This is a genomic window from Vibrio sp. 1288 (assembly GCF_033344475.1).
The window spans coordinates 1-18676 of sequence record NZ_JAWPOX010000015.1; the positions used below are offsets into that span (position 1 = coordinate 1).

Annotated in this window: 19 protein-coding genes; 9 read left to right on the forward strand and 10 right to left on the reverse strand. The window is 44.8% G+C overall.

Annotation, left to right across the window (positions count from 1 at the left end; translation table 11 throughout):
* Window positions 1-84 precede the first annotated feature (84 nt).
* The 6 genes from cdd to R8O11_RS12755 all read right to left on the reverse strand — a co-directional run bounded on the left by cdd (window position 85) and on the right by R8O11_RS12755 (window position 6355).
* The gene (gene cdd, locus R8O11_RS12730) at window positions 85-972 is read right to left on the reverse strand and encodes a cytidine deaminase (RefSeq protein ID WP_005377892.1); all 888 of its coding nucleotides are present in this window, start codon (window positions 970-972) and stop codon (window positions 85-87) included.
* A gap of 431 nt (window positions 973-1403) precedes the next feature.
* The gene (locus R8O11_RS12735; protein WP_005385454.1) at window positions 1404-2081 is read right to left on the reverse strand and encodes an LrgB family protein; all 678 of its coding nucleotides are present in this window, start codon (window positions 2079-2081) and stop codon (window positions 1404-1406) included.
* Between the two features lies 1 nt (window position 2082).
* Window positions 2083-2457 carry a CidA/LrgA family protein gene (locus R8O11_RS12740; protein ID WP_005377887.1) on the reverse strand — a complete coding sequence of 125 codons (375 nt, stop codon included), beginning with the start codon at window positions 2455-2457 and terminating at the stop codon, window positions 2083-2085.
* 55 nt (window positions 2458-2512) lie between these two features.
* Window positions 2513-3934: an exodeoxyribonuclease I gene (sbcB, locus tag R8O11_RS12745; RefSeq protein ID WP_085569561.1), complete on the reverse strand. Its 1422-nt coding sequence runs from the start codon at window positions 3932-3934 to the stop codon at window positions 2513-2515.
* Window positions 3935-4091: 157 nt separating this feature from the next.
* Window positions 4092-5465: an L-cystine transporter gene (locus R8O11_RS12750; protein WP_025766775.1), complete on the reverse strand. Its 1374-nt coding sequence runs from the start codon at window positions 5463-5465 to the stop codon at window positions 4092-4094.
* A 200-nt stretch (window positions 5466-5665) separates the two neighbouring features.
* A complete protein-coding gene (locus R8O11_RS12755; RefSeq protein ID WP_053350419.1) occupies window positions 5666-6355 on the reverse strand; it encodes an NAD(P)H-binding protein in 690 nt (229 codons plus the stop codon).
* Between the two features lie 249 nt (window positions 6356-6604).
* Between R8O11_RS12755 and cobT the strand changes: the two genes are divergently transcribed.
* From cobT to btuD, 8 genes are all read left to right on the forward strand, one after another.
* Window positions 6605-7648: a nicotinate-nucleotide--dimethylbenzimidazole phosphoribosyltransferase gene (cobT, locus tag R8O11_RS12760; RefSeq protein WP_085569560.1), complete on the forward strand. Its 1044-nt coding sequence runs from the start codon at window positions 6605-6607 to the stop codon at window positions 7646-7648.
* Between the two features lie 29 nt (window positions 7649-7677).
* Complete coding sequence (locus R8O11_RS12765) at window positions 7678-8454, forward strand: adenosylcobinamide-GDP ribazoletransferase (protein WP_054574173.1); 777 nt, start codon at window positions 7678-7680, stop codon at window positions 8452-8454.
* Window positions 8451-8984: a bifunctional adenosylcobinamide kinase/adenosylcobinamide-phosphate guanylyltransferase gene (gene cobU / locus R8O11_RS12770; RefSeq protein WP_170893858.1), complete on the forward strand. Its 534-nt coding sequence runs from the start codon at window positions 8451-8453 to the stop codon at window positions 8982-8984. The genes R8O11_RS12765 and cobU overlap by 4 nt, the downstream gene beginning before the upstream one ends.
* An 11-nt stretch (window positions 8985-8995) precedes the next feature.
* A complete protein-coding gene (cobC, locus tag R8O11_RS12775) occupies window positions 8996-9610 on the forward strand; it encodes an alpha-ribazole phosphatase (protein WP_213868412.1) in 615 nt (204 codons plus the stop codon).
* Window positions 9611-9738: 128 nt separating this feature from the next.
* Window positions 9739-11535 carry a M3 family oligoendopeptidase gene (locus R8O11_RS12780; RefSeq protein WP_258636776.1) on the forward strand — a complete coding sequence of 599 codons (1797 nt, stop codon included), beginning with the start codon at window positions 9739-9741 and terminating at the stop codon, window positions 11533-11535.
* A gap of 274 nt (window positions 11536-11809) precedes the next feature.
* On the forward strand, window positions 11810-12838 hold the full coding sequence (locus R8O11_RS12785) for a succinylglutamate desuccinylase (RefSeq protein ID WP_005377878.1): 1029 nt from the start codon (window positions 11810-11812) through the stop codon (window positions 12836-12838).
* Window positions 12839-12920: 82 nt separating this feature from the next.
* Window positions 12921-13916: a vitamin B12 ABC transporter permease BtuC gene (gene btuC / locus R8O11_RS12790; RefSeq protein ID WP_042521936.1), complete on the forward strand. Its 996-nt coding sequence runs from the start codon at window positions 12921-12923 to the stop codon at window positions 13914-13916.
* Window positions 13903-14670: a vitamin B12 ABC transporter ATP-binding protein BtuD gene (gene btuD / locus R8O11_RS12795; RefSeq protein ID WP_017820884.1), complete on the forward strand. Its 768-nt coding sequence runs from the start codon at window positions 13903-13905 to the stop codon at window positions 14668-14670. Before btuC ends, btuD begins: the two co-directional genes overlap by 14 nt.
* Window positions 14671-14740: 70 nt before the next feature.
* On the opposite strand, the gene R8O11_RS12800 is transcribed toward btuD, so the two are convergent.
* From R8O11_RS12800 to R8O11_RS12810, 3 genes are all read right to left on the reverse strand, one after another.
* On the reverse strand, window positions 14741-15316 hold the full coding sequence (locus tag R8O11_RS12800; protein ID WP_005377875.1) for a nucleoside triphosphate pyrophosphohydrolase family protein: 576 nt from the start codon (window positions 15314-15316) through the stop codon (window positions 14741-14743).
* A gap of 109 nt (window positions 15317-15425) precedes the next feature.
* Window positions 15426-15998: a DUF1415 domain-containing protein gene (locus R8O11_RS12805; RefSeq protein WP_017633946.1), complete on the reverse strand. Its 573-nt coding sequence runs from the start codon at window positions 15996-15998 to the stop codon at window positions 15426-15428.
* Window positions 15999-16087: 89 nt separating this feature from the next.
* Entirely contained in the window at window positions 16088-17311 is a 1224-nt protein-coding gene (locus R8O11_RS12810) for an MFS transporter (protein WP_017820886.1), read from the reverse strand.
* Between the two features lie 106 nt (window positions 17312-17417).
* Here R8O11_RS12810 and R8O11_RS12815 point away from each other — a divergent pair, with 106 nt between their 5' ends.
* Window positions 17418-18287, forward strand: coding sequence for a LysR family transcriptional regulator (locus tag R8O11_RS12815; RefSeq protein ID WP_017820887.1), 870 nt, complete (start codon window positions 17418-17420; stop codon window positions 18285-18287).
* A 27-nt stretch (window positions 18288-18314) separates the two neighbouring features.
* On the opposite strand, the gene R8O11_RS12820 is transcribed toward R8O11_RS12815, so the two are convergent.
* Window positions 18315-18545: a glutaredoxin family protein gene (locus R8O11_RS12820; RefSeq protein ID WP_005377871.1), complete on the reverse strand. Its 231-nt coding sequence runs from the start codon at window positions 18543-18545 to the stop codon at window positions 18315-18317.
* Window positions 18546-18676: the final 131 nt, after the last annotated feature.

Genomic DNA, 18676 nt, shown 5'->3' on the forward strand with positions numbered 1-18676 from the left:
CTTTAAAATACAAAACGCCCGATGAAGTACATCGAGCGTTTTAGTTAAAAAGTGTCAACCCATATCAGGACGGGTCATTGTCGTTTATACGTTGACAAAACTAAGCGGAATATCTGGATTCAACGCTTCCAACGTTGATTGCGTATCGGCTAAGTGACTGATCTTACCTTCAGAGTTTTCTACCAATGCAGCGGCTTTGATGCTGTCAAAGGTTTCACCCGCAAGTAAAACTTGGATTAGCGCAACTTGTAGCGGTGGCAAGCTAGGATTAAACGCTGCATTTTCTGCATAAGCGCCTTGGAATACACGGCCGCTAGTCATCTCTAATGCTAAACCACTCAAGTTGTTGGTGTATGGAGAGTGGCTCATGTTCATCGCTTCAACTGCACTTTGGATGAGTGCGTCTTCATCATCACATGAGAATTGGTGTTTAACTTCTGCCATTAAGCCGGACTCGATACCGAGATCGTTTGGTCCAAAGGCTTCAGGCAGGTATTCATGAAGTGACTTTTCTTCACGTTCTGGGAGCTGGATTTTAAGCTCGTTTGCGGTAGATAACTCATTCATGAACTGGCGGCAGTGACCACATGGGCTGAAGTTGATAGTGATATCCTTAACACCACGTTCGCCTTTCATCCAAGCATGGCTAATCGCAGACTGCTCTGCGTGAACCGTTTGACCCAACTGTACACCAAAGAATTCCATGTTGGCACCGAAGTAAAGGCGACCTGAAAGACCACGAACGATAGCGCCGACATAAAAGTCAGAAAGGGGAGCATAGGAGTACGCTGCGGCAAAAGGAAGTAGCGCAACACGAAGCTCTTTGTCTGATAGACCGGTAGCTGAAAGCAACTGCTCAAATTGTTGAACTGAAAGCGTAGCATCAAAATCATCAGCTTGGATGATAGGAGCAAGTTGTTTGGAAAGTGCTTCTGGAGCGCCTGCTAGCGCCTGTTCAATGCGACTTTTCATGTTGAATCCTTGTTATTGCATGGACAGTTATTCTATGTGAAAGATAGAAATGTTCCGTGCGTTAGATCACGATAAATAATGCAATTGATAATTCTGTTACATAATTAGAGTGAGCTCACACATGTATTCGATTGCACAGGTGTGAAGCGTTATCTCCGTCTCACAATTAACCATATCAGTATATATTCATATGACCAAGGAGCAGGAGTATGTTACCAACGCGACTTTTACCGCTATGCTACTTTATACTTACGTAATCTAGAGCGAGTGGTAGCAGCTAGAATGCTAATGCTATGAATGTATATCTCAGTCAAGTCCCTTCACGATATTACTGGGTGAGTTTGATAGATAAGATAGGGTTTTGAAAAGGGATAAGTAAGAAACGTAAAGGCTACGGCCTGCCGGAAGGAGGGCAGACCGAGAGCGCTTAACTATTGATATAGCCAGACCGCCAAAGCAAAAAAACTTGGAGCCAAAATAGAAGTTATGATCCCACATAAAACCAATGCGAGTGATGAGAACGCGGCATCTATGGGCTGTTTCTCTGCACATGTCGCGGTGCCTAAGGCATGAGACACGGTACCCATTGTTAGGCCACGTGCAATCGGGTGTTTAATTCCAATTAAGTTGTAAATTGGGTATGCCAAAATCGCGCCCAATAAACCAACAATCAGAACCAAGATCGCCGCAACGGCAGCTTCACCACCGAGGTGACTCGAAATTTCCATTGCTATTGGCGTAGTGACGGATTTACCCACTAGACTTGCGATTAAACTGATATCCGCTTTGAAAGCGACTGCGATCAAGGTGGTTGTCATCATCGACATCACACTGCCTACTGTGCAAGCGAAAGTGATGATTCGCCAGTTTGCTTTAATTTGTGGTAGTTGTTCATATAGTGGATAAGCCAGAGCAACTACAGCAGGTTGAAGCAAAAAGCTAATTCCTTCGTTATCCGCATAATACGTTTCAAATGGCACATTTAAGTAAGTAAGCAAAGGAATGAGCACTGCGATACTGATCAGCAAAGGGTTTGCTAGAGGATTGTTCACTTTGATTGCGATTTGACGAGCGATAAGAAAAACCGCAATGGTAACAACTAACCACATATCAGTGTTTCTCCTGTAGCAAGTAATCTAGCAGCCAAGCGAGGCTGACCAGTACAATGAGTGAACCGCCAACCGCGCTAGCGATGATAGGGAGCGCATTGGCGAGTAGTAGGTCGAAATGCTGCATTAATCCGACGCTGATAGGAACGAACAATAAGATCATATAGCGGATAAATAGCGTGGCGCCCGGTTTGACCCAGTCGACTTTTACAAGCCCAAGAGTCATGGAGAAAAACAGTACGAGCATACCGATGACACTTCCTGGAACGGAAACGCCAGTGAACTTTTGAATGGTAATTCCGATGCCAAGTGCTCCCATGATGAGGAAGATTGAAATGAGCAGTTGGATCAGTTGTAAGAATCGTTCTTTAATCATTTTGACAGTATATAAACAACAAGCACACCATAAGGTGCGCTTGTATTAGGAGGAGTTAGGAAGCTAAGCTCTCTACATAACGGTACACGGATTTTAATATCGCAATCTTCTTTTCGTCACTTTCATGTTCGTGAACTAAGTTTTCTAAATTCAGCATGTACTCTTCAATTTGGCTTTCAAACACTTCTCGACAGTGTAGTGCCCAGCGTCTTTGTTCTTGCTCGTCTAATGTGCCTGGGAAGTTACGCGCACGATAGCGGAACAATAGAGGTTTAATACGCTTGTCATCAAATTCAATGTCTAATGCAGCAAGATTATTCGGGTCGGTTTCTCGAATGATATCCATAGCTGCGCGATCAGCCGGAGAAAAGAACCCGTCGTAAAGCTGTGTATCGACGTCATCACTTTTATCGAATTTACGCTCGACGGAAAAGAGGCTAATCAGCTTTTCTCTAATTTCAGGATGTTGGCGCAACAAAGCGAGATTGGCGAGACATTGTTGGCGATCAATGCCAATAGACTCTGCATTTTCAGCCGTTAACGTTTTTGCAGGGGCGAGAATAGGGCATTTGTTCAAATGAACTAGTTTAACTGGCACTGGTAGCAATTCACCAAGATCTTCGCGCTTCGTGTAGAGTCTTTCGTGCAGCTCTTCTGCGGATAGCTCAAGAATAGGTTGAGGGTCTTTCGCTAAATCGATGGTGATAACGGCGTTATTATTGGTTGGATGCCAAGCAACAGGCACAATCCAGCTAGTGTACTGACATTCGCGCCCTAGCATGCCTGAAACGTGCATCAACGGTGTCATGTTGACGATGTCGACTAAATCATTGAGCTTGCGCTTTTGGCGCATAGAAAAAAAGTAATCAAACAATTTTGGTTGCGCTGCTTTTACTTTCTTTGCCATTTCGATAGTCGCAACCACATCTGCCATGGCATCGTGCGCGTTACTATGTTCTATGCCGTTAGCCACAGACAAGTGTTCTAATTTAAAGCTAGTGAAGCCATCTTCGTTTTCTGGCCATTCTACGCCTTCTGGGCGAAGGGCATGGCACGCGCGTAGTACATCGAGTAAATCCCAACGTGAGTTACCGTTTTGCCAACTCCATGCGTATGGATCGATAAAGTTGCGATAACAAGTATAACGGGTCACTTCGTCATCAAAGCGAATGCTGTTGTAGCCTAAACTGGTAGTATTTGGTTTCGCGAGTTCAGCGTGAATCTTAGCGATAAACTCTGGCTCAGAAAGGCCTTCTTGAACCGTTTTTTGCGGAGTAATACCAGTAATAAGTGCAGCTTCAGGAGACGGAAGATAATCAGCAGGTGGCTGGCAGTACATGACTAAAGGCTCGCCGATGATATTAAAGTTTTCATCTGTACGAACACCAGCAAACTGGCTTGGGCGATCTTTCGCGGGGTTGGTTCCCCATGTCTCATAATCAAAGAAGAAAAAAGTGGGCTGATTATCTTGGTGCATTCTGCTTACCGTTTACAAAACCGATGACAGTATTAGACCATTCAACGCCTTGACTAGCAACGAAAGATGCAAGTTGAATTTTTGAAAATGAAAAAAGCCGATGGCGAACCATCGGCTTGATATTTTACGTTTTATCGCTTTGGAAGGAATTTGAGTTCTATGCTCGTGTTTCTTCCAATGTTGCTTCACTTTCTGGTGACTTCAGCACTCGGCTAGCAATTGTACCCGCAGTCATTGAGCCTGAAACGTTTAGTGCGGTACGTGCCATGTCAATCAGTGGTTCAATAGAGATAAGCAGTGCCGCGATGGTCACAGGTAAGCCCATTGCAGGAAGAACAATCAAGGCTGCAAACGTCGCACCGCCGCCGACACCTGCAATACCAAATGAGCTGATGGTGATAATCGCAATCAATGACAGGATAAAGTGTAGATCAAGTGGGTTGATGCCCATTGTTGGAGCTACCATCACTGCCAGCATTGCAGGATAGATACCCGCACAGCCGTTTTGGCCGATAGTGGCACCAAACGATGCTGATAGGTTTGCAATCGCTGGTGGTACGTTAAGCTTGGTGATTTGCGCTTCTACGTTTAGTGGAATTGTTGCTGCTGAGCTACGAGATGTAAACGCGAAGGTCAGTACAGGCCAGATTTTCTTAAAGTATTCCGCAGGGCTAACGCCAACAAAAGAGACCAATACGCCATGAACAACAAACATCAGTGCGATAGCAACATAAGACGCCACAATAAAGCCAAGTAGGTTTAGGATGTCGCCTGCGCTTGATGTCGCTACCACTTTTGCCATCAGTGCTGCGATGCCGTATGGCGTTAGGGCCATGATCATCTTCACTAATCGCATAACGATAGATTGAGCAGCTTCTACGAAAGTACGAATCGGTGATTCCAACTCTGCTTTTTCTATCATCACTTTACGAGCGGCGATACCAGTTAACACGCCGAAAATCACAACAGCGATAATCGATGTCGAGCGAGCACCTGTTAGATCAGCAAATGGGTTGGTTGGAATGAAGCTAACTAGCATTTGAGGAATAGTTAAGTCACTTACTGTACCGGCACGGCTTTCTAAAACGGCGATACGAGCGGTTTCACGCGCACCTTCAGTTAACCCTTCTGCTGACAGGCCAAATGTCGTTGTCACCAAAATACCGATAAGTGCAGCAATTGCAGTCGTTACTAGAAGAACAGAGATGGTCAGGCCAGAAATTTTACCTAATGATCCACCTTTCTCCAATTTAACAACTGCAGAGATCATCGATACCAACACCAGTGGCATGATGACCATTTTCAGTAGACCAACGTAGCCACTGCCTACAATGCCTACCCATTCAAGTGTTTGAGCAATTGCGCTGTTACCTTCACCGTGAATGAGTTGCAAAGCAAGACCAAAAAGAGAACCGGTAACAAGACCGATCAAAACGAGACGTGAAAGAGTGTGTTTCTTTTGTTGTTGATTAAATAGAAAGAACAATATTCCAACAAAGACGGCTAGAGAGGCTATCACTGCAAAATTCATAATTTGACCTTATCAACCAACCTAAGTGGCGGTTGTTTTTTATACGGGGTTTTATACGGATTTATTTATGGAGCGTAAGATAACGCTCGTGATATAACTTTAAAAATGACAAACGGGTATTAGCTAGATCTAAAATGAATATAAAAACGAGATCTAAGTCGCGTGAGAGCGTGAATTAGCACATTAATTGTACAAAATGGTTATTCGTAGTGATGCAGTAAGTCACGCATTTCTTTCCTTTGTAAGTAAACCACCGAGTCTTCTTGATAACTGAAAAGTTGATAAATCATCGCTTTGGCGACATCTTCTGCTCGAATCGGTAAAAAGTTGGACAGTTTGCCAAGCATAAGTGGGCGAATTACCTTAAACAGAGTTTGTACTAACTTCTCGTCCATTCTTGGGTTTTGACGTTGACCAACAAGCGGGCCTGGGCGAACAAATACGATTTCCTCAAAATCCATAGCTTCGATTCGTTGTTCCATTTGTCCTTTACAAGCTAGGTAATGGGATGGCGATTTACTATTTGCACCGAGGCTAGAAACAACCGCAAGGCGTTTGACTCCGATTGTTTTCATCTGTTGGGCGACTTTGCACACCAGATCAACATCTACTCTACGCAAATTATCCTTACTACCAGCTTGCTTAAGGGTCGTACCTAAACAGATAAAGCCGATGGTTGGTGTTGGTTGGTTCTCATCCCATTGGTGGATAGAAAGGTCTGCATCAATGAGAGGAATAAGCTTGTTGTCCACATCTAGGACGCCATCGAGTGGGCGGCGAGAAAGATAATATAATGTTCCAACACCTGATTGATTTATGAGGTTTGCAATGACTTTTGAGCCTACTAAGCCAGTTGCACCGGCGATGATTGCGCAGGTGTTGTTATCCATATCTTTTCTCCTATATGGGAACATAGTCTAAGCTATTGTAGCGGATTTCAACGAGTTACTTATAATCTCGTGCAAGAAAGGTGAGACGCTCTGCGAACTCGGCAGACTATCCTGAGATAAACTTGATTAGCGCTGCCCCAATTGGATGCAAGTGTATACAATAGTGGGGCGCGCAAAAACTGTCGCTGAACAAGACCTCTTGAACAACAGAACACCTCTCACCCAGACAACATCAAAGGAACGTAAAAAATGGATGACTCTTTTGCTGCGGAGATACAAGCACGCATAGATAACAAAACCAAACCCGTCGGTTCTTTAGGCTTATTGGAAAAGGTGGCACTGCAGTTAGCTCTTATTCAAAGTCAGGATAAACCTCAGCCAGTTGATTCCATCGCTATCTGCAAACCGAGCATGCTGGTATTTGCTGGAGATCACGGCGTTGCAGAGGAGGGTGTGAGCATTGCGCCAAGCGAAGTCACTCAGCAAATGGTGGCTAACTTTCTCGCTGGCGGCGCAGCCATCAACTGTTTTTGCGACATTAATGGCATTCAACTCAAAGTAATAGATTGCGGCATGTTGGCTCCTATTGATGTGCTGGTTCCAGAATTTAAATCCCATCCCAACTTGGTTGAACAACGGTTGGGTAACGGTACGGCTAATTTTTCTAAACAATCCGCGATGTCCCCAGAACAAGTGGCGTTAGGTTTAGAATATGGTGCGAAGATTGCTGAGCATACCATTTTGCATGGTTCAAACCTCTTAATGTTCGGCGAGATGGGCATCGGTAATACCAGTTCGGCCTCAGCATTGTTATCGGCGCTGAGCTCATTAGATATTGATTATTGTGTTGGCGTTGGCACCGGAATCAATCAACAGCAGTTGAGCCGCAAATATAAACTGGTAGCACAGGGGGTAAACCGATGTCGAGGTCTTGATACCAAAGCGATTCTCGCACAGGTTGGGGGCTTTGAAATCGTACAAATGGTGGGCGCTTTTTTAGAAGCCAAGCGGCTTAAAACTCCAGTTTTAGTGGATGGGTTTATCGTATCGGTAGCGGCTTATATTGCGACGTTGTTAGACGAAGAAACGCGTGAATACATGTTGTTTGCCCATCGCTCTGAAGAAAATGGACATAAATTTGTATTGGAACATCTAAAAGCAGAACCTCTGCTCGACCTTGGTTTACGGCTAGGGGAGGGAACAGGAGCCGCTCTTGCCTTGCCTCTGTTAAAAGCTGCTGCTCAGTTTTACAACAAAATGGCGAGCTTTGAGAGTGCAGGAGTTACAGTTTAGTGTCAGTCCCTGATAATTCTGAGAAAGTCATGCCGTCATCGTTAAGATACCAGTGGGAGTTATTTCTATTAGCTACCAGTTTTTTTAGCCGCTTACCCGTGCCCCAAGCGTTGCCTTACAGTGAAGAACGCATGAATCAGGCAGGCCGTTACTTCGCGTTAGTTGGTCTCGTGCTTGGAGCACTTTGCGCTTTGGTATTCTCGCTCACCTCAATTTTTTTCCCAGAGTCGGTTGCCATAGTATTAACGATGGTGTTTAGCTTATTGTTAACTGGGGCTTTTCACGAAGACGGCTTGACCGATATGGCGGATGGCATTGGCGGTGGCATGACCGTAGAGCGACGCCTCTCTATTATGAAAGACAGTCGTATTGGCACTTATGGTGCCGCCACTCTCATTATGGCGTTATTGGCTAAGTATGTTTTTTGGAGTGAACTGGCTAACTTGCCGCACTTTTGGTTGGTCATTGTCGTCGCTTACACCGCAAGCCGAGCACTAGCAGCGACGCTTATTTATGACATGCCTTATGTCAGTGACAGTGATACGTCGAAAAGTAAACCGCTAGCAAGTCGCCAGTCTTCTCTAGAAGTCTCCATTTTGTTGTTTACTGGTGGCGTAACATTGCTTGTGCTTGGTATCGCGGATGCGATCTTGATATCGCTTGTTCTCGTGGTATTTCGTTTGATGTTCAAACGTTGGTTAACCAAGAGAATTGGCGGCTTTACGGGGGATTGCCTTGGCGCAGCGCAACAGTTGTCGGAACTGCTTATTTATCTCACTATGATTGGGTTGTATCACTCCTCATGAAGCAATTGATACTCGGTGGCGCGCGCTCTGGGAAGTCGCATTTGGCAGAAAAAACAGCTAAGCAATTATCGGTCGCTTCTCATCGATCATTACAATATGTTGCAACCGCGCTGCCATTTGACCAAGAAATGCGAGAGCGAATAGCGCATCATCAAAAGCAACGCGGGGGCGAGTGGCAAGAGCATGAATGCCCCCTTCATTTATCTGAGTTACTGACAAATTTCGCTATCACCGATGTTGTATTGATCGACTGTTTAACCTTGTGGCTCAACAATTGGATATTTGAGTTAGGTGATGAATGTTCCAATGAGAAGCTAGAAGCAGAAATTGAAAAGCTTATACAGGTGGTACGTGGTTCAGATGCGACGTTAATATTCGTCTCTAACGAGGTTGGAATGGGCATTGTACCTTTGGGGGCGGTTAGTCGTTATTTTGTGGATAATGCAGGACGGATGAATCAAAAACTAGCCAGTGTTTGCCATCGCGTTACCTTTGTTGCTGCTGGTTTGCCGTTGGTTCTTAAAGAGTAGGATGGAACAAAATGAAAACACTCAATATCTATCTTGTGCGTCATGGAAAAGTAGACGCTCCACCAGGACTCCATGGCCAAACAGATGTAAAAGTTACGCCTGCTGATCAAGAAAGTATTGCTCGGGCTTGGGCTGAGAGTGGACGAGGTGTGGGTGGAATAATTTCTTCTCCACTTTCACGCTGTCAAGAACTGGCAAACATCATTGCTGAACAGCAATTATTACCAGTAATGACGGATGAATCTTTACAAGAGATGGCATTTGGTGATTTTGATGGTATGCCTTTTGATCTGCTCACTGAGCAGTGGAAAAAGCTAGATGCTTTTTGGCAATCGCCAGCACAACATACGTTGCCGAATGCTGAGAGCTTAAGCACATTTTCTGAGCGCATATGTCGCGTTTGGTCTCAAATCATCAACGATATCAATGACAATCTCCTTATCGTCACGCATGGTGGCGTCATTCGTATGATTCTTGCTCATGTATTGGAGTTAGATTGGCGTAATCCAAGGTGGTATTCGACGTTGTCGATAGGAAACGCTTCTGTCACGCATATAACAATTACCATAGATGAGCAAATTTACGCCTCGGTGCGTTCGATTGGCGTACCTCTTTTAACTCGTTAACTTATAAATATTAAAATGCCCAGAACGATATTGCTTACGGGCATAGTCACGGAAGATGTCAGTGGAAGCCCATCTGCTAGGTGCAGGAAGCGAAAATTGACTCAGTTACATAAAAAGGAAATATAGAAATGACAACGCCGAGTTGGGATTTGTCCATCGTTTATAACGACCTTTCTGACCCACGAATTCAAGACGATATTGCTCTGGTGGAACAATGTATTGATCTTTTGAATAAACAATCAGTAGATTGTGGCAACGTAGAGATCATGCAAAATGCGATTTTGACCAATGAAGCTGCGAGTCGTTTAGCGGGTACAGTTGCAAATTTTGCGAGTTGTTATGCTTCTGTTGATGCAACAAACGCCAAAGCGAAATCGTTACTTGGTAAAATGACCCGCATCTTTTCGGAGCTTTCCCAAGCGTTCAGTCCCTTTGATTTGACATTAACTCATGCCGACGAAGAGTTTATCTTGCGCGTGTTAGACCATGAAAATCCTGATATCAGTGGGCAAGCTTTTTCTATCTTGAATTCTAGAAAGTTGGCGGATACTCGTCTTAGCAACGCAGAAGAACAGTTACTGGCTGCGATGAGTGTGGATGGCAAATCGGCTTGGGGTAACCTATACGATAACCTGACTGGCTCATTGAAAGTGAAGCTTGAGTACACAGATGGTAATAGTGAAGAGCTTGGGTTTTCTCAAGCGGCAAGCATTCTTTATGGTTCTGAATTCGAGCGTCAAGAAGCCGCGTGGCGTGGCGTACAAGATGCAATGCAAACGCACCAAGAATCATTCGCTGCGATTTTGAATGCGTTAGCAGGATGGCGCTTAACTGAAAACAAAAAGCGTTCTACGAAGCGTGAAGTTCACTTCCTAGAGCCGAGTTTGCATGGTAGCCGAATCCAAGCTGAAACTTTAAATGCGATGATGACAGTAGCCAAAGACAGTCGAGCTATTGGTCAGAAAGCAGGTTTATTGATGGCGCAAGTACATGGTCTGGATGAGATGAAACCTTGGAATCATCTGGCGGCTATGCCTGCTTTGAGCGGTGAAGCGAAGGTTTACGATTTTGATGAAGCGATTGAGGTTATTTGTGAAGCATTTGAAACAGTAAACCCTGAGATGTCGGAGTTTGTCCGTTTGATGGTACAAAATGGTTGGATTGATGCCGCGCCAAATGCTAACAAGCGTCTTGGCGCATACTGCACCAAACTGCCAGCAACGCGAACACCACTTGTGTTTATGACTTGGAGTGGCAGCCGTTCAGACCTTATGACTCTGGCACATGAACTTGGCCATGCGTTCCATAACTGGGTTATTCGTGATTTGCCACTTTGCCAAACTTACTACCCAATGACGTTAGCAGAAACCGCCTCTATCTTTGCAGAAAACATCGTTCGTGATCATTTGATTTCGAAAGCGGAGAGCGTTGATGAAAAGCTCGAAATGTTGTGGGAAGAGTTGTCATCTGCGCTAGCTTTAATGATCAACATTCCGGTTCGCTATGAGTTTGAAAAATCGTTCTATGAACGCCGCCAGGATGGAGAGTTAACCGCAGATGAATTCTGTGAGTTGATGTCAGAAACTTGGAAAGAATGGTATGGCGACGTAATGAGCGAACCGGATCCGTACTTCTGGGCAAGCAAGCTGCACTTTTCTATTGATAGCGTGAGCTTTTATAACTACCCATACCTATTTGGTTTCTTGTTTAGCAAGGGTATCTATGCACAGCGAGAAACCAAAGGCGAAGCGTTTTACACCGATTACATCAATTTGCTGCGCGATACAGGCTGCATGATGGCGGAAGATGTCGTTGAAAAGCATCTGTCGATGGATTTAACCCAGCCAACGTTTTGGCAGCAGAGTGTTGAGCTAGTGCGTGAAAAAGTCGATGAGTTTGAGCGTTTGCTCGCACAGCGCGGCTAAGTTTTTCGCAGTGTTGATGCATAATCTGCTTTATAGCTACAAAAATTTGATCAAATCATAATGATCTTAATCAGGGCTGTGGTAAAGTTCACAGCCCTAACACTTTGTAATTGTTTGAAAATTAAACGCCTCAATGCTTGATTTGAGTGCCTGGCGCGAAAAGGCATCGGATTTTCGAGGGAAATAGTGATTTCTACTCATAAGTGAGATCGCAGCAACAAAAATCCTTTGTACAATTTATTAACATATCCGCCGTGCTATTAAGGAGTAACGCATGACGAAGTCTCTCTTTCGCCAATCGTTTTTAACTGACACGTTAGATGTTCATATTGATGTTGCACCAGCGGAGCAGGTGCTTTCTAACGGTGTAAAACTTAAACTCTATCAGCGTGGTGTATTAGAAGTAATCCCTGCGAATTATACTCAGGATACGAAGAACATCATCATCTCTTGTGGGGTTCACGGAGATGAAACCGCACCGATGGAGCTGGTGGATTCCATTATTCAAGACATAGAATCTGGGTTCCAGACGGTCGATACCCGTTGTCTGTTCATTATTGCTCACCCAGAATCCACTCTGGCGCACACGCGATTCCTTGAAGAAAACCTCAACCGTCTGTTTGACGAAAAAGAACACAAACAGACAAAAGAGCTTGTTATCGCCGATACGCTTAAGCTGCTTGTTCGAGATTTTTATCAGGATACCGACCCGACAACACGCTGGCACCTTGATTTACACTGCGCGATTAGAGGCTCGAAGCACTATACGTTTGCAGTAAGTCCTAAGACTCGTCATCCTGTGCGCAGCAAAGCATTGATCGATTTCTTGGACAGTGCACACATTGAAGCAGTGCTCCTGTCAAACTCACCATCGAGCACGTTTAGCTGGTACAGTGCCGAGAACTTTGGTGCGCAGGCTCTCACAATGGAGCTTGGCCGTGTGGCTCGTATCGGTGAAAATGACCTCGATAAACTGACCGCGTTTGATTTGTCTTTACGTAATTTGATTGCGGAAACGAAGCCAGAACACCTACCAAAACCATGCATTAAGTATCGCGTAAGTCGCACAATCGTTCGTTTGAACGAAGACTTTGACTTTATGTTCGACGACAATGTTGAAAACTTCACCTCATTTGTTCACGGCGAAGTGTTTGGTCATGATGGCGACAAACCATTAATGGCGAAGAATGAAAACGAAGCGATTGTCTTCCCGAATCGCCACGTCGCAATAGGTCAACGCGCAGCTCTGATGGTTTGTGAAGTGAAAACCCGTTTTGAAGAGGGTGAGTTGGTTTACGATTAATCCAACATTGCTTTGAGAAGTTAATTGCAATTTACCGAGGCTTAACTGTAAGGTTAAGCCTCGTTTGTTTGTATCGGCTGCTATGGATTTTCAACAACTTATCCTGAACAAGGAGCGACGCTGGCAACGTAACCTGATGGTTATGTCGATCGTGCTCGCTGTACTCTCTGCCATTCACTTGATGGTCGGAGAAATTTTCCTTTCTCCTTTTCAATCCTTATCTGCATTTGAACAGAAGTTATTGGTGGACTTGCGTTTACCGAGGTTAGTGTCTGCGGCAATTATTGGTGCTGCGTTAGCGGTATCTGGCGCGACGTTACAAGTGTTGCTTGGGAACGTGTTGGCTGAACCCGGCGTACTCGGTATATCTGGTGGTGCAAGCTTAGCAATGGTCTTAATCATGTTCGCGTCACCTGTTCTTCCTACCCCGATTGTTTTTATGTTGGCAGCGATTGCAGGCTCGATGGTATTCACGTTTGTTTTGGTGGCGATAGCAAGGGCAATGCACCTGACGACGGCTCGATTGCTTTTGGTTGGGGTCGCATTGGGTATTTTATCGAGCGCGATTGTGACCTGGGCATTTTACTTTAGTGATGATCTCAGTTTACGCCAACTGATGTATTGGTTAATGGGCAGTATTGGCGGTGCAAGTTGGTATCAACATACCGTTACTTTGGTGATGTTACCGGTGCTTATCTGGTTATGTTGTAAAGGCAAGTCGCTTGATAAATTGATGCTGGGTGAGATTCATGCGACCCAATTGGGTGTCGATGTGCATCAAATGCGTTGGAAATTGATCCTCGCCATTTCTGTTTTGGTGGGTAGTTCAGTCGCTTTGGGTGGCATCATCAGTTTTGTTGGTTTGGTGGTGCCGCACTTGTTGCGTTTGGCTTTTGGTACGGAAAACCGTTATTTATTGCCACTTTCTGCAATATCTGGTGCTGCGTTGCTTGTATTTGCTGACATCGGCGCAAGACTGTTATTGGACTCCGCAGAGTTACCTTTAGGTGTCATGACAACATCGATTGGCGCACCTATTTTCATCTGGATGCTGGTGAAGAGTCATGATGCACGTTAAACATATGTCGGTTGGTAGTCGATTATTGCCTCTTTCTTTTGAATGCAAAGCTGGCGAAATCGTACATATCGTTGGGCCTAATGGTTCCGGTAAGAGTACTTTATTGGCTGCGATTTCTGGTACGTTAAGTCACCGAGACGGTATGAGTGGTGAAGTGTACGTTGGCAACAAAAACTTGCTTACTTTACCGTTGTCAGAGCAAGCTCATGTTCGAGGTTATTTGTGTCAGCAATCGCGCCCAGCGTTTAATGTTGATGTGTTTCAGTATCTCGCTTTATCTCTGCCAAGTGGTGCTGAGATTGCGGATATCAAAGTGCGTGATGCCGTCAATATGGTGGTGGAGCTGGTACAACTGCAAGATAAGCTTCATCGCAGTATTCAAACATTATCCGGTGGTGAGTGGCAGCGTGTCCGATTAGCAGGTGTATGTTTGCAGGTGTGGCGTACCATTAATCCTTTTTCGCAGTTTTTAATTTTGGATGAGCCAGCAGCACCGTTAGATATTGCGCAAGAGGGTCTGCTCTATCAATTGATTAACGCTATGGCGGCGCAGGGAATTGGAGTATTAGTTGCTAATCACGATCTCAATCGCACATTAAAGCACGCAGATAAAGTATTGCTGCTTAACAACGGTGTGCTGCACTCATCAGGAAGTGCCGATACTGTGCTAACGGAAGAAGCTCTCGGGGAAGTGTTCAATACTCAAGTCAAAAAGGTCATCGTAGATGAGCAACCTTATTTAATCTTTGATTAGTATTTAGGGACAATAAAAAAACGACCTACTTGAGGTCGTTTTTTTTAATCGAGATAGCCAAACTCAACGCTTATTGAGTTAACGGTTTTAGATCTGCAGGGCGGTAGTAAACAGATTTGAGTACTTTGCCTTTACGAATGGTTTTACCTTCCGATACGAAATCTTCGGCGCATTTCGCGATGATGTATTCACCTTTCTGCACCGCCATCAACTTGATGCCTTGTTCCGCGTAGAATGCTTCTGTTTCTGAGTACTCTTGCTCGTTACGGCATACTTTGCTCATGTTGCTTGAATGTACTTCATCCCAGCAAGGAATAAACTCGATACCACGGTTTACCGCAACGTTTAATAGAAGATCAATTAAGTAGCTGATCGCCAGGTTGTCTTCTACTTTGCTGTGGCCAAGATGAACGAGACGGCCCATTAATACATACACGCTGTCTACGATGGCATCTGCTTGCTCAGTTTTACAATCTGCTTCTGCTAGCTCTGTTAGCTCTTCGATCGCCAAAGAGGTGTGTAGTGTGTCTGCTTGCGTATCAAGGCTTGCAGCGTCTGCGACTGGTAAGTCGAAGGTACTACGGAACTCGGTGATATCACGGTATAAGTGATCAAAAATCTCTTGGGTTAGCTTTGACAGTTGCATTCTAATTTCCATTGAATCGATTGAAGCGGCAATGATACCAAACCGCACTTTGAACCCCAAGGGCATTGCATCTAACTGGTGATAAATCTGCCTTTGGGAATGGTGGTGCTTAACGAAATAGGTAAGGGAACAGCTTTTTACGTTCTTCCTCTGAAAGGGCGGAAACACGAGCGATGTTCGTATCGGGAATGGATTCAGGATCAGGATAGTGTTTTAGTACCTTTTCCATACTCTCTTCGCGAATCAAATGGAAGATCGGGTAAGGAGAACGATTGGTCAGGTTTTCGTCGTCTTCAGGCCTTGCGCCGCCAAAACAGTAATCAGGATGGAAAGTCGCTACTTGGAAAATACCTTCCCAGTTTTGCTGCTTAATTAATCCTTCAACCCAATCTATGCAAAAGTTGTAGTCCCAGAAATCTTGTAGCATGTTGGGAACCACAACCAACGTGGTCTCAAGTTGTTCGGGCTCTGTGTTACTCAGCTCAATCAGTTGCAATAAAATATCTTCAAGAAGCGTTTCTTCTTGAGTCGCTTCACTAACAAAGATTTTGATTTGTTTATTACGTTGCGGCTTGGCAGCAAACGGACAAAGGTTGAGACCGATTACTACATCGTTGAGCCATTGATCGACCTGTTGAGTGATCGCTTCGATATCTGTGTTTTGTGTTGAACGCGTTGACATACGACTTTCTGGTTTTTATTAAAGTAGCGCAAGCATAGCAGAGTTGGTTATCCAAGTAACCAGAGAGGTATTACGTAAATGAGCGTACCTTAGCTACTCTTTAAACTCGCAGTGTCAGGTGTTTGGTCAGTATGCTTTCTTTCGGCAATGTGTTTCAAATACGCAATTGCAGCAAACATTGCTAGGTAGACTGCGCTTCCCCCCATAAGAACACTCGACCAACCTCCATGCTGCCAACAATAAAGAAGTAAGAATCCTCCTAAGCTACCGCCTACGTAGTAGTGTACTAAGTAGAGCGCTGTCGCGGTGGCTTTGGCACGAGTGGCATTCTGACCGACCCATCCGTAGGCGAGGGTATGAGTAAAGAAGGCACCAAAACTTATCAACAACAATCCAAATAGCATTGCAGTCAAGCTTTCAACCGCCGCAATCCACATCCCCGTCATGCTCACTATCGCGCCTAAGAACATACCGAGGATTGATGAATAACGTTTACTCCAGTGGCCTGCGCAACGAGAGGAGAAAGTCCCTCCCAAGTAACAAATAAAGATCAGTGAGGCCAACCCGACGGGCACATTGTGAGGTTCACTCACCAGACGGAAACCCATGACGGAGTAAAGGTTGACGAACAAAGCAAAGTTGAGTCCTCCTATCAGCATCGCGAACCACACGCGTTGGTTTTTAAAATGACCAATAAGCGCACGATTTTGATGGCGCAAGCTGCTTGATGACGGGGTGAAGTTGCGCTGTGTTGGCAATAAATAGTGAACGCCAATGACACCAAGAAGAGTGAACACCATCATAACTTCTATGGCGACATCAACACTGAAATTGTCCGCCAATAAGCCGCCGCTAATACGCCCTGCAATACCGCCTAATGAGTTAGCCGCAATGTACGTTCCAATTGCCATCGAGAAAGCGTGCTTGTCGAGCTCTTCTGCCATGTAAGCCACGGCGACCGCAGCAAAAGCTGCGAGCGCGACACCGATCAGTGCTCGACATACCACCAAAAACAGAAATGAGTCACCAAACAGCATCAAAGCGGAAAGGGTAGGAATCGAAAACAGACCAGCCATCATGACTGGCTTTCGTCCCACTGATTCTGACAACACAGCCATTGGAACGAGGCTAAAAGAGAGAGCGAGTGTTGAGGCCGCAAATAACCAGTTCACTTGCGTTTCTGAGATCGTGAAAATTTGGGCAAAAGTGGGCAGCATTGGCTGTAGTAGGTATAAATTTGAAAAAACCAAGAAGGAACCAAGCGCTAGCGAGAGCGTAATGCGTTTGTATTCCGGTGTGCCAAAACTGACCATGAATCCTGCCTAATGTGAGCAAATGGAGAGACTGTGATCAATCTATCAGTTCGTTATAAATTAAAAAAATATATTAAAAATATGGACACCATATATTTATGATCTAATGGAATCGAAACAACTTAAACATTTTCTGGCGGTCGCTGAACATGGAAATATTACCCATGCGGCGAAAGCCCTGCATATTGCCCAGCCCGCATTAAGCATTTCTATCAAAAAGTTTGAGCAGTCTTTGGGCGTTACCCTATTTCGCCGTGATGATAAAAAAATCAGCTTAACGAAAGAGGGCGAAACGCTACTTATACATGCCAAGCGGGTGATTCAACAGTTGCACGACGCGCAGCTCGCGATTGATGAGTTGAAAGGCTTAGCGAAAGGCGAAGTAAGGCTCGGGACGCCATCAATGATGGGCAGTTATTTCTTTCCACGAATTGTGATGGCGTTTAAAAGCCAGTTCCCGGAGTTAAAATTGACCTTGGTCGAAGCTGGGACTCAATCGATTCGTCGTATGCTGCTCAATGGTCAACTCGATATCGGTGTGATCAGTTGTGATAACGTGCCTGATGACCTAGAAACTGACCATTTGTTTACTAGCCAAATGGTCGCAGTTGTTTCACCTGAGCATGAGTTAGCCCAGCGACACGCTCTTACTTTTGATGAGTTCTTTGAACACGATTTGGTTATGTTTCAGCATGGCTATTTTCACCGCGAATTTTTGGATCAGGTGAGTGAGGAGCATGGGTTTACCATGAAGTCATCATTCGAGACCAACTTACTGCCTTTGATTTTGAGTATTGTAAAACAAGAGTTTGCGATTACCGCGTTACTGGAATTGGTGACTCAACATGAGTCGGGCGTTGTTGGCTTACCGTTTGAACCACCAGTGACGCTGGATCTGGCACTTGCTTGGCGCAAGCAGGGGTACTTATCAATAGCAGATCGAACGTTTATCGACTTTATCAAGCGCTACGTTTAAACGCAGCGCAGATTCATCGTCCGAGCACTAGTCGCCTTTGTACATCTTCTCGAAGTTCTTTGGGTTCCAGCCAATCATTACCCGATCACCAATTTTTAAAACTGGCACTGAACGAGCACCAAGCGCATCAAGTTCTTTGCGACCGCGTTGCATCTTAGCATTGCACAAACGATAGTTAATATTTTTCGAATCCAGATAACGTTGAGCATCTTTGCAGTGAGGGCATTTGTCTTTGACATAAAGAACGACACGTTTCATTGAATTTCTCTCCATTATCATTGGGAGGCGAAGTTTAACGGCCTTTCACAATAAATGAAAGGCGAAAGCTAAGGTGAAACTGTCCTTTATCTCAGGTATATTGAGCGCCTTTATTTTGTCATAACAGACGT

Excerpts from the sequence above, each read along its gene's own strand:
- cdd (WP_005377892.1), bottom strand. The coding sequence starts at position 972 with ATGAAAAGTCGCATTGAACAGGCGCTAGCAGGCGCTCCAGAAGCACTT.
- R8O11_RS12735 (WP_005385454.1), bottom strand. The coding sequence starts at position 2,081 with ATGTGGTTAGTTGTTACCATTGCGGTTTTTCTTATCGCTCGTCAAATC.
- R8O11_RS12740 (WP_005377887.1), bottom strand. The coding sequence starts at position 2,457 with ATGATTAAAGAACGATTCTTACAACTGATCCAACTGCTCATTTCAATC.
- sbcB (WP_085569561.1), bottom strand. The coding sequence starts at position 3,934 with ATGCACCAAGATAATCAGCCCACTTTTTTCTTCTTTGATTATGAGACA.
- R8O11_RS12750 (WP_025766775.1), bottom strand. The coding sequence starts at position 5,465 with ATGAATTTTGCAGTGATAGCCTCTCTAGCCGTCTTTGTTGGAATATTG.
- R8O11_RS12755 (WP_053350419.1), bottom strand. The coding sequence starts at position 6,355 with ATGGATAACAACACCTGCGCAATCATCGCCGGTGCAACTGGCTTAGTA.
- cobT (WP_085569560.1), top strand. The coding sequence starts at position 6,605 with ATGGATGACTCTTTTGCTGCGGAGATACAAGCACGCATAGATAACAAA.
- R8O11_RS12765 (WP_054574173.1), top strand. The coding sequence starts at position 7,678 with ATGCCGTCATCGTTAAGATACCAGTGGGAGTTATTTCTATTAGCTACC.
- cobU (WP_170893858.1), top strand. The coding sequence starts at position 8,451 with ATGAAGCAATTGATACTCGGTGGCGCGCGCTCTGGGAAGTCGCATTTG.
- cobC (WP_213868412.1), top strand. The coding sequence starts at position 8,996 with ATGAAAACACTCAATATCTATCTTGTGCGTCATGGAAAAGTAGACGCT.
- R8O11_RS12780 (WP_258636776.1), top strand. The coding sequence starts at position 9,739 with ATGACAACGCCGAGTTGGGATTTGTCCATCGTTTATAACGACCTTTCT.
- R8O11_RS12785 (WP_005377878.1), top strand. The coding sequence starts at position 11,810 with ATGACGAAGTCTCTCTTTCGCCAATCGTTTTTAACTGACACGTTAGAT.
- btuC (WP_042521936.1), top strand. The coding sequence starts at position 12,921 with ATGGATTTTCAACAACTTATCCTGAACAAGGAGCGACGCTGGCAACGT.
- btuD (WP_017820884.1), top strand. The coding sequence starts at position 13,903 with ATGATGCACGTTAAACATATGTCGGTTGGTAGTCGATTATTGCCTCTT.
- R8O11_RS12800 (WP_005377875.1), bottom strand. The coding sequence starts at position 15,316 with ATGCAACTGTCAAAGCTAACCCAAGAGATTTTTGATCACTTATACCGT.
- R8O11_RS12805 (WP_017633946.1), bottom strand. The coding sequence starts at position 15,998 with ATGTCAACGCGTTCAACACAAAACACAGATATCGAAGCGATCACTCAA.
- R8O11_RS12810 (WP_017820886.1), bottom strand. The coding sequence starts at position 17,311 with ATGGTCAGTTTTGGCACACCGGAATACAAACGCATTACGCTCTCGCTA.
- R8O11_RS12815 (WP_017820887.1), top strand. The coding sequence starts at position 17,418 with ATGGAATCGAAACAACTTAAACATTTTCTGGCGGTCGCTGAACATGGA.
- R8O11_RS12820 (WP_005377871.1), bottom strand. The coding sequence starts at position 18,545 with ATGAAACGTGTCGTTCTTTATGTCAAAGACAAATGCCCTCACTGCAAA.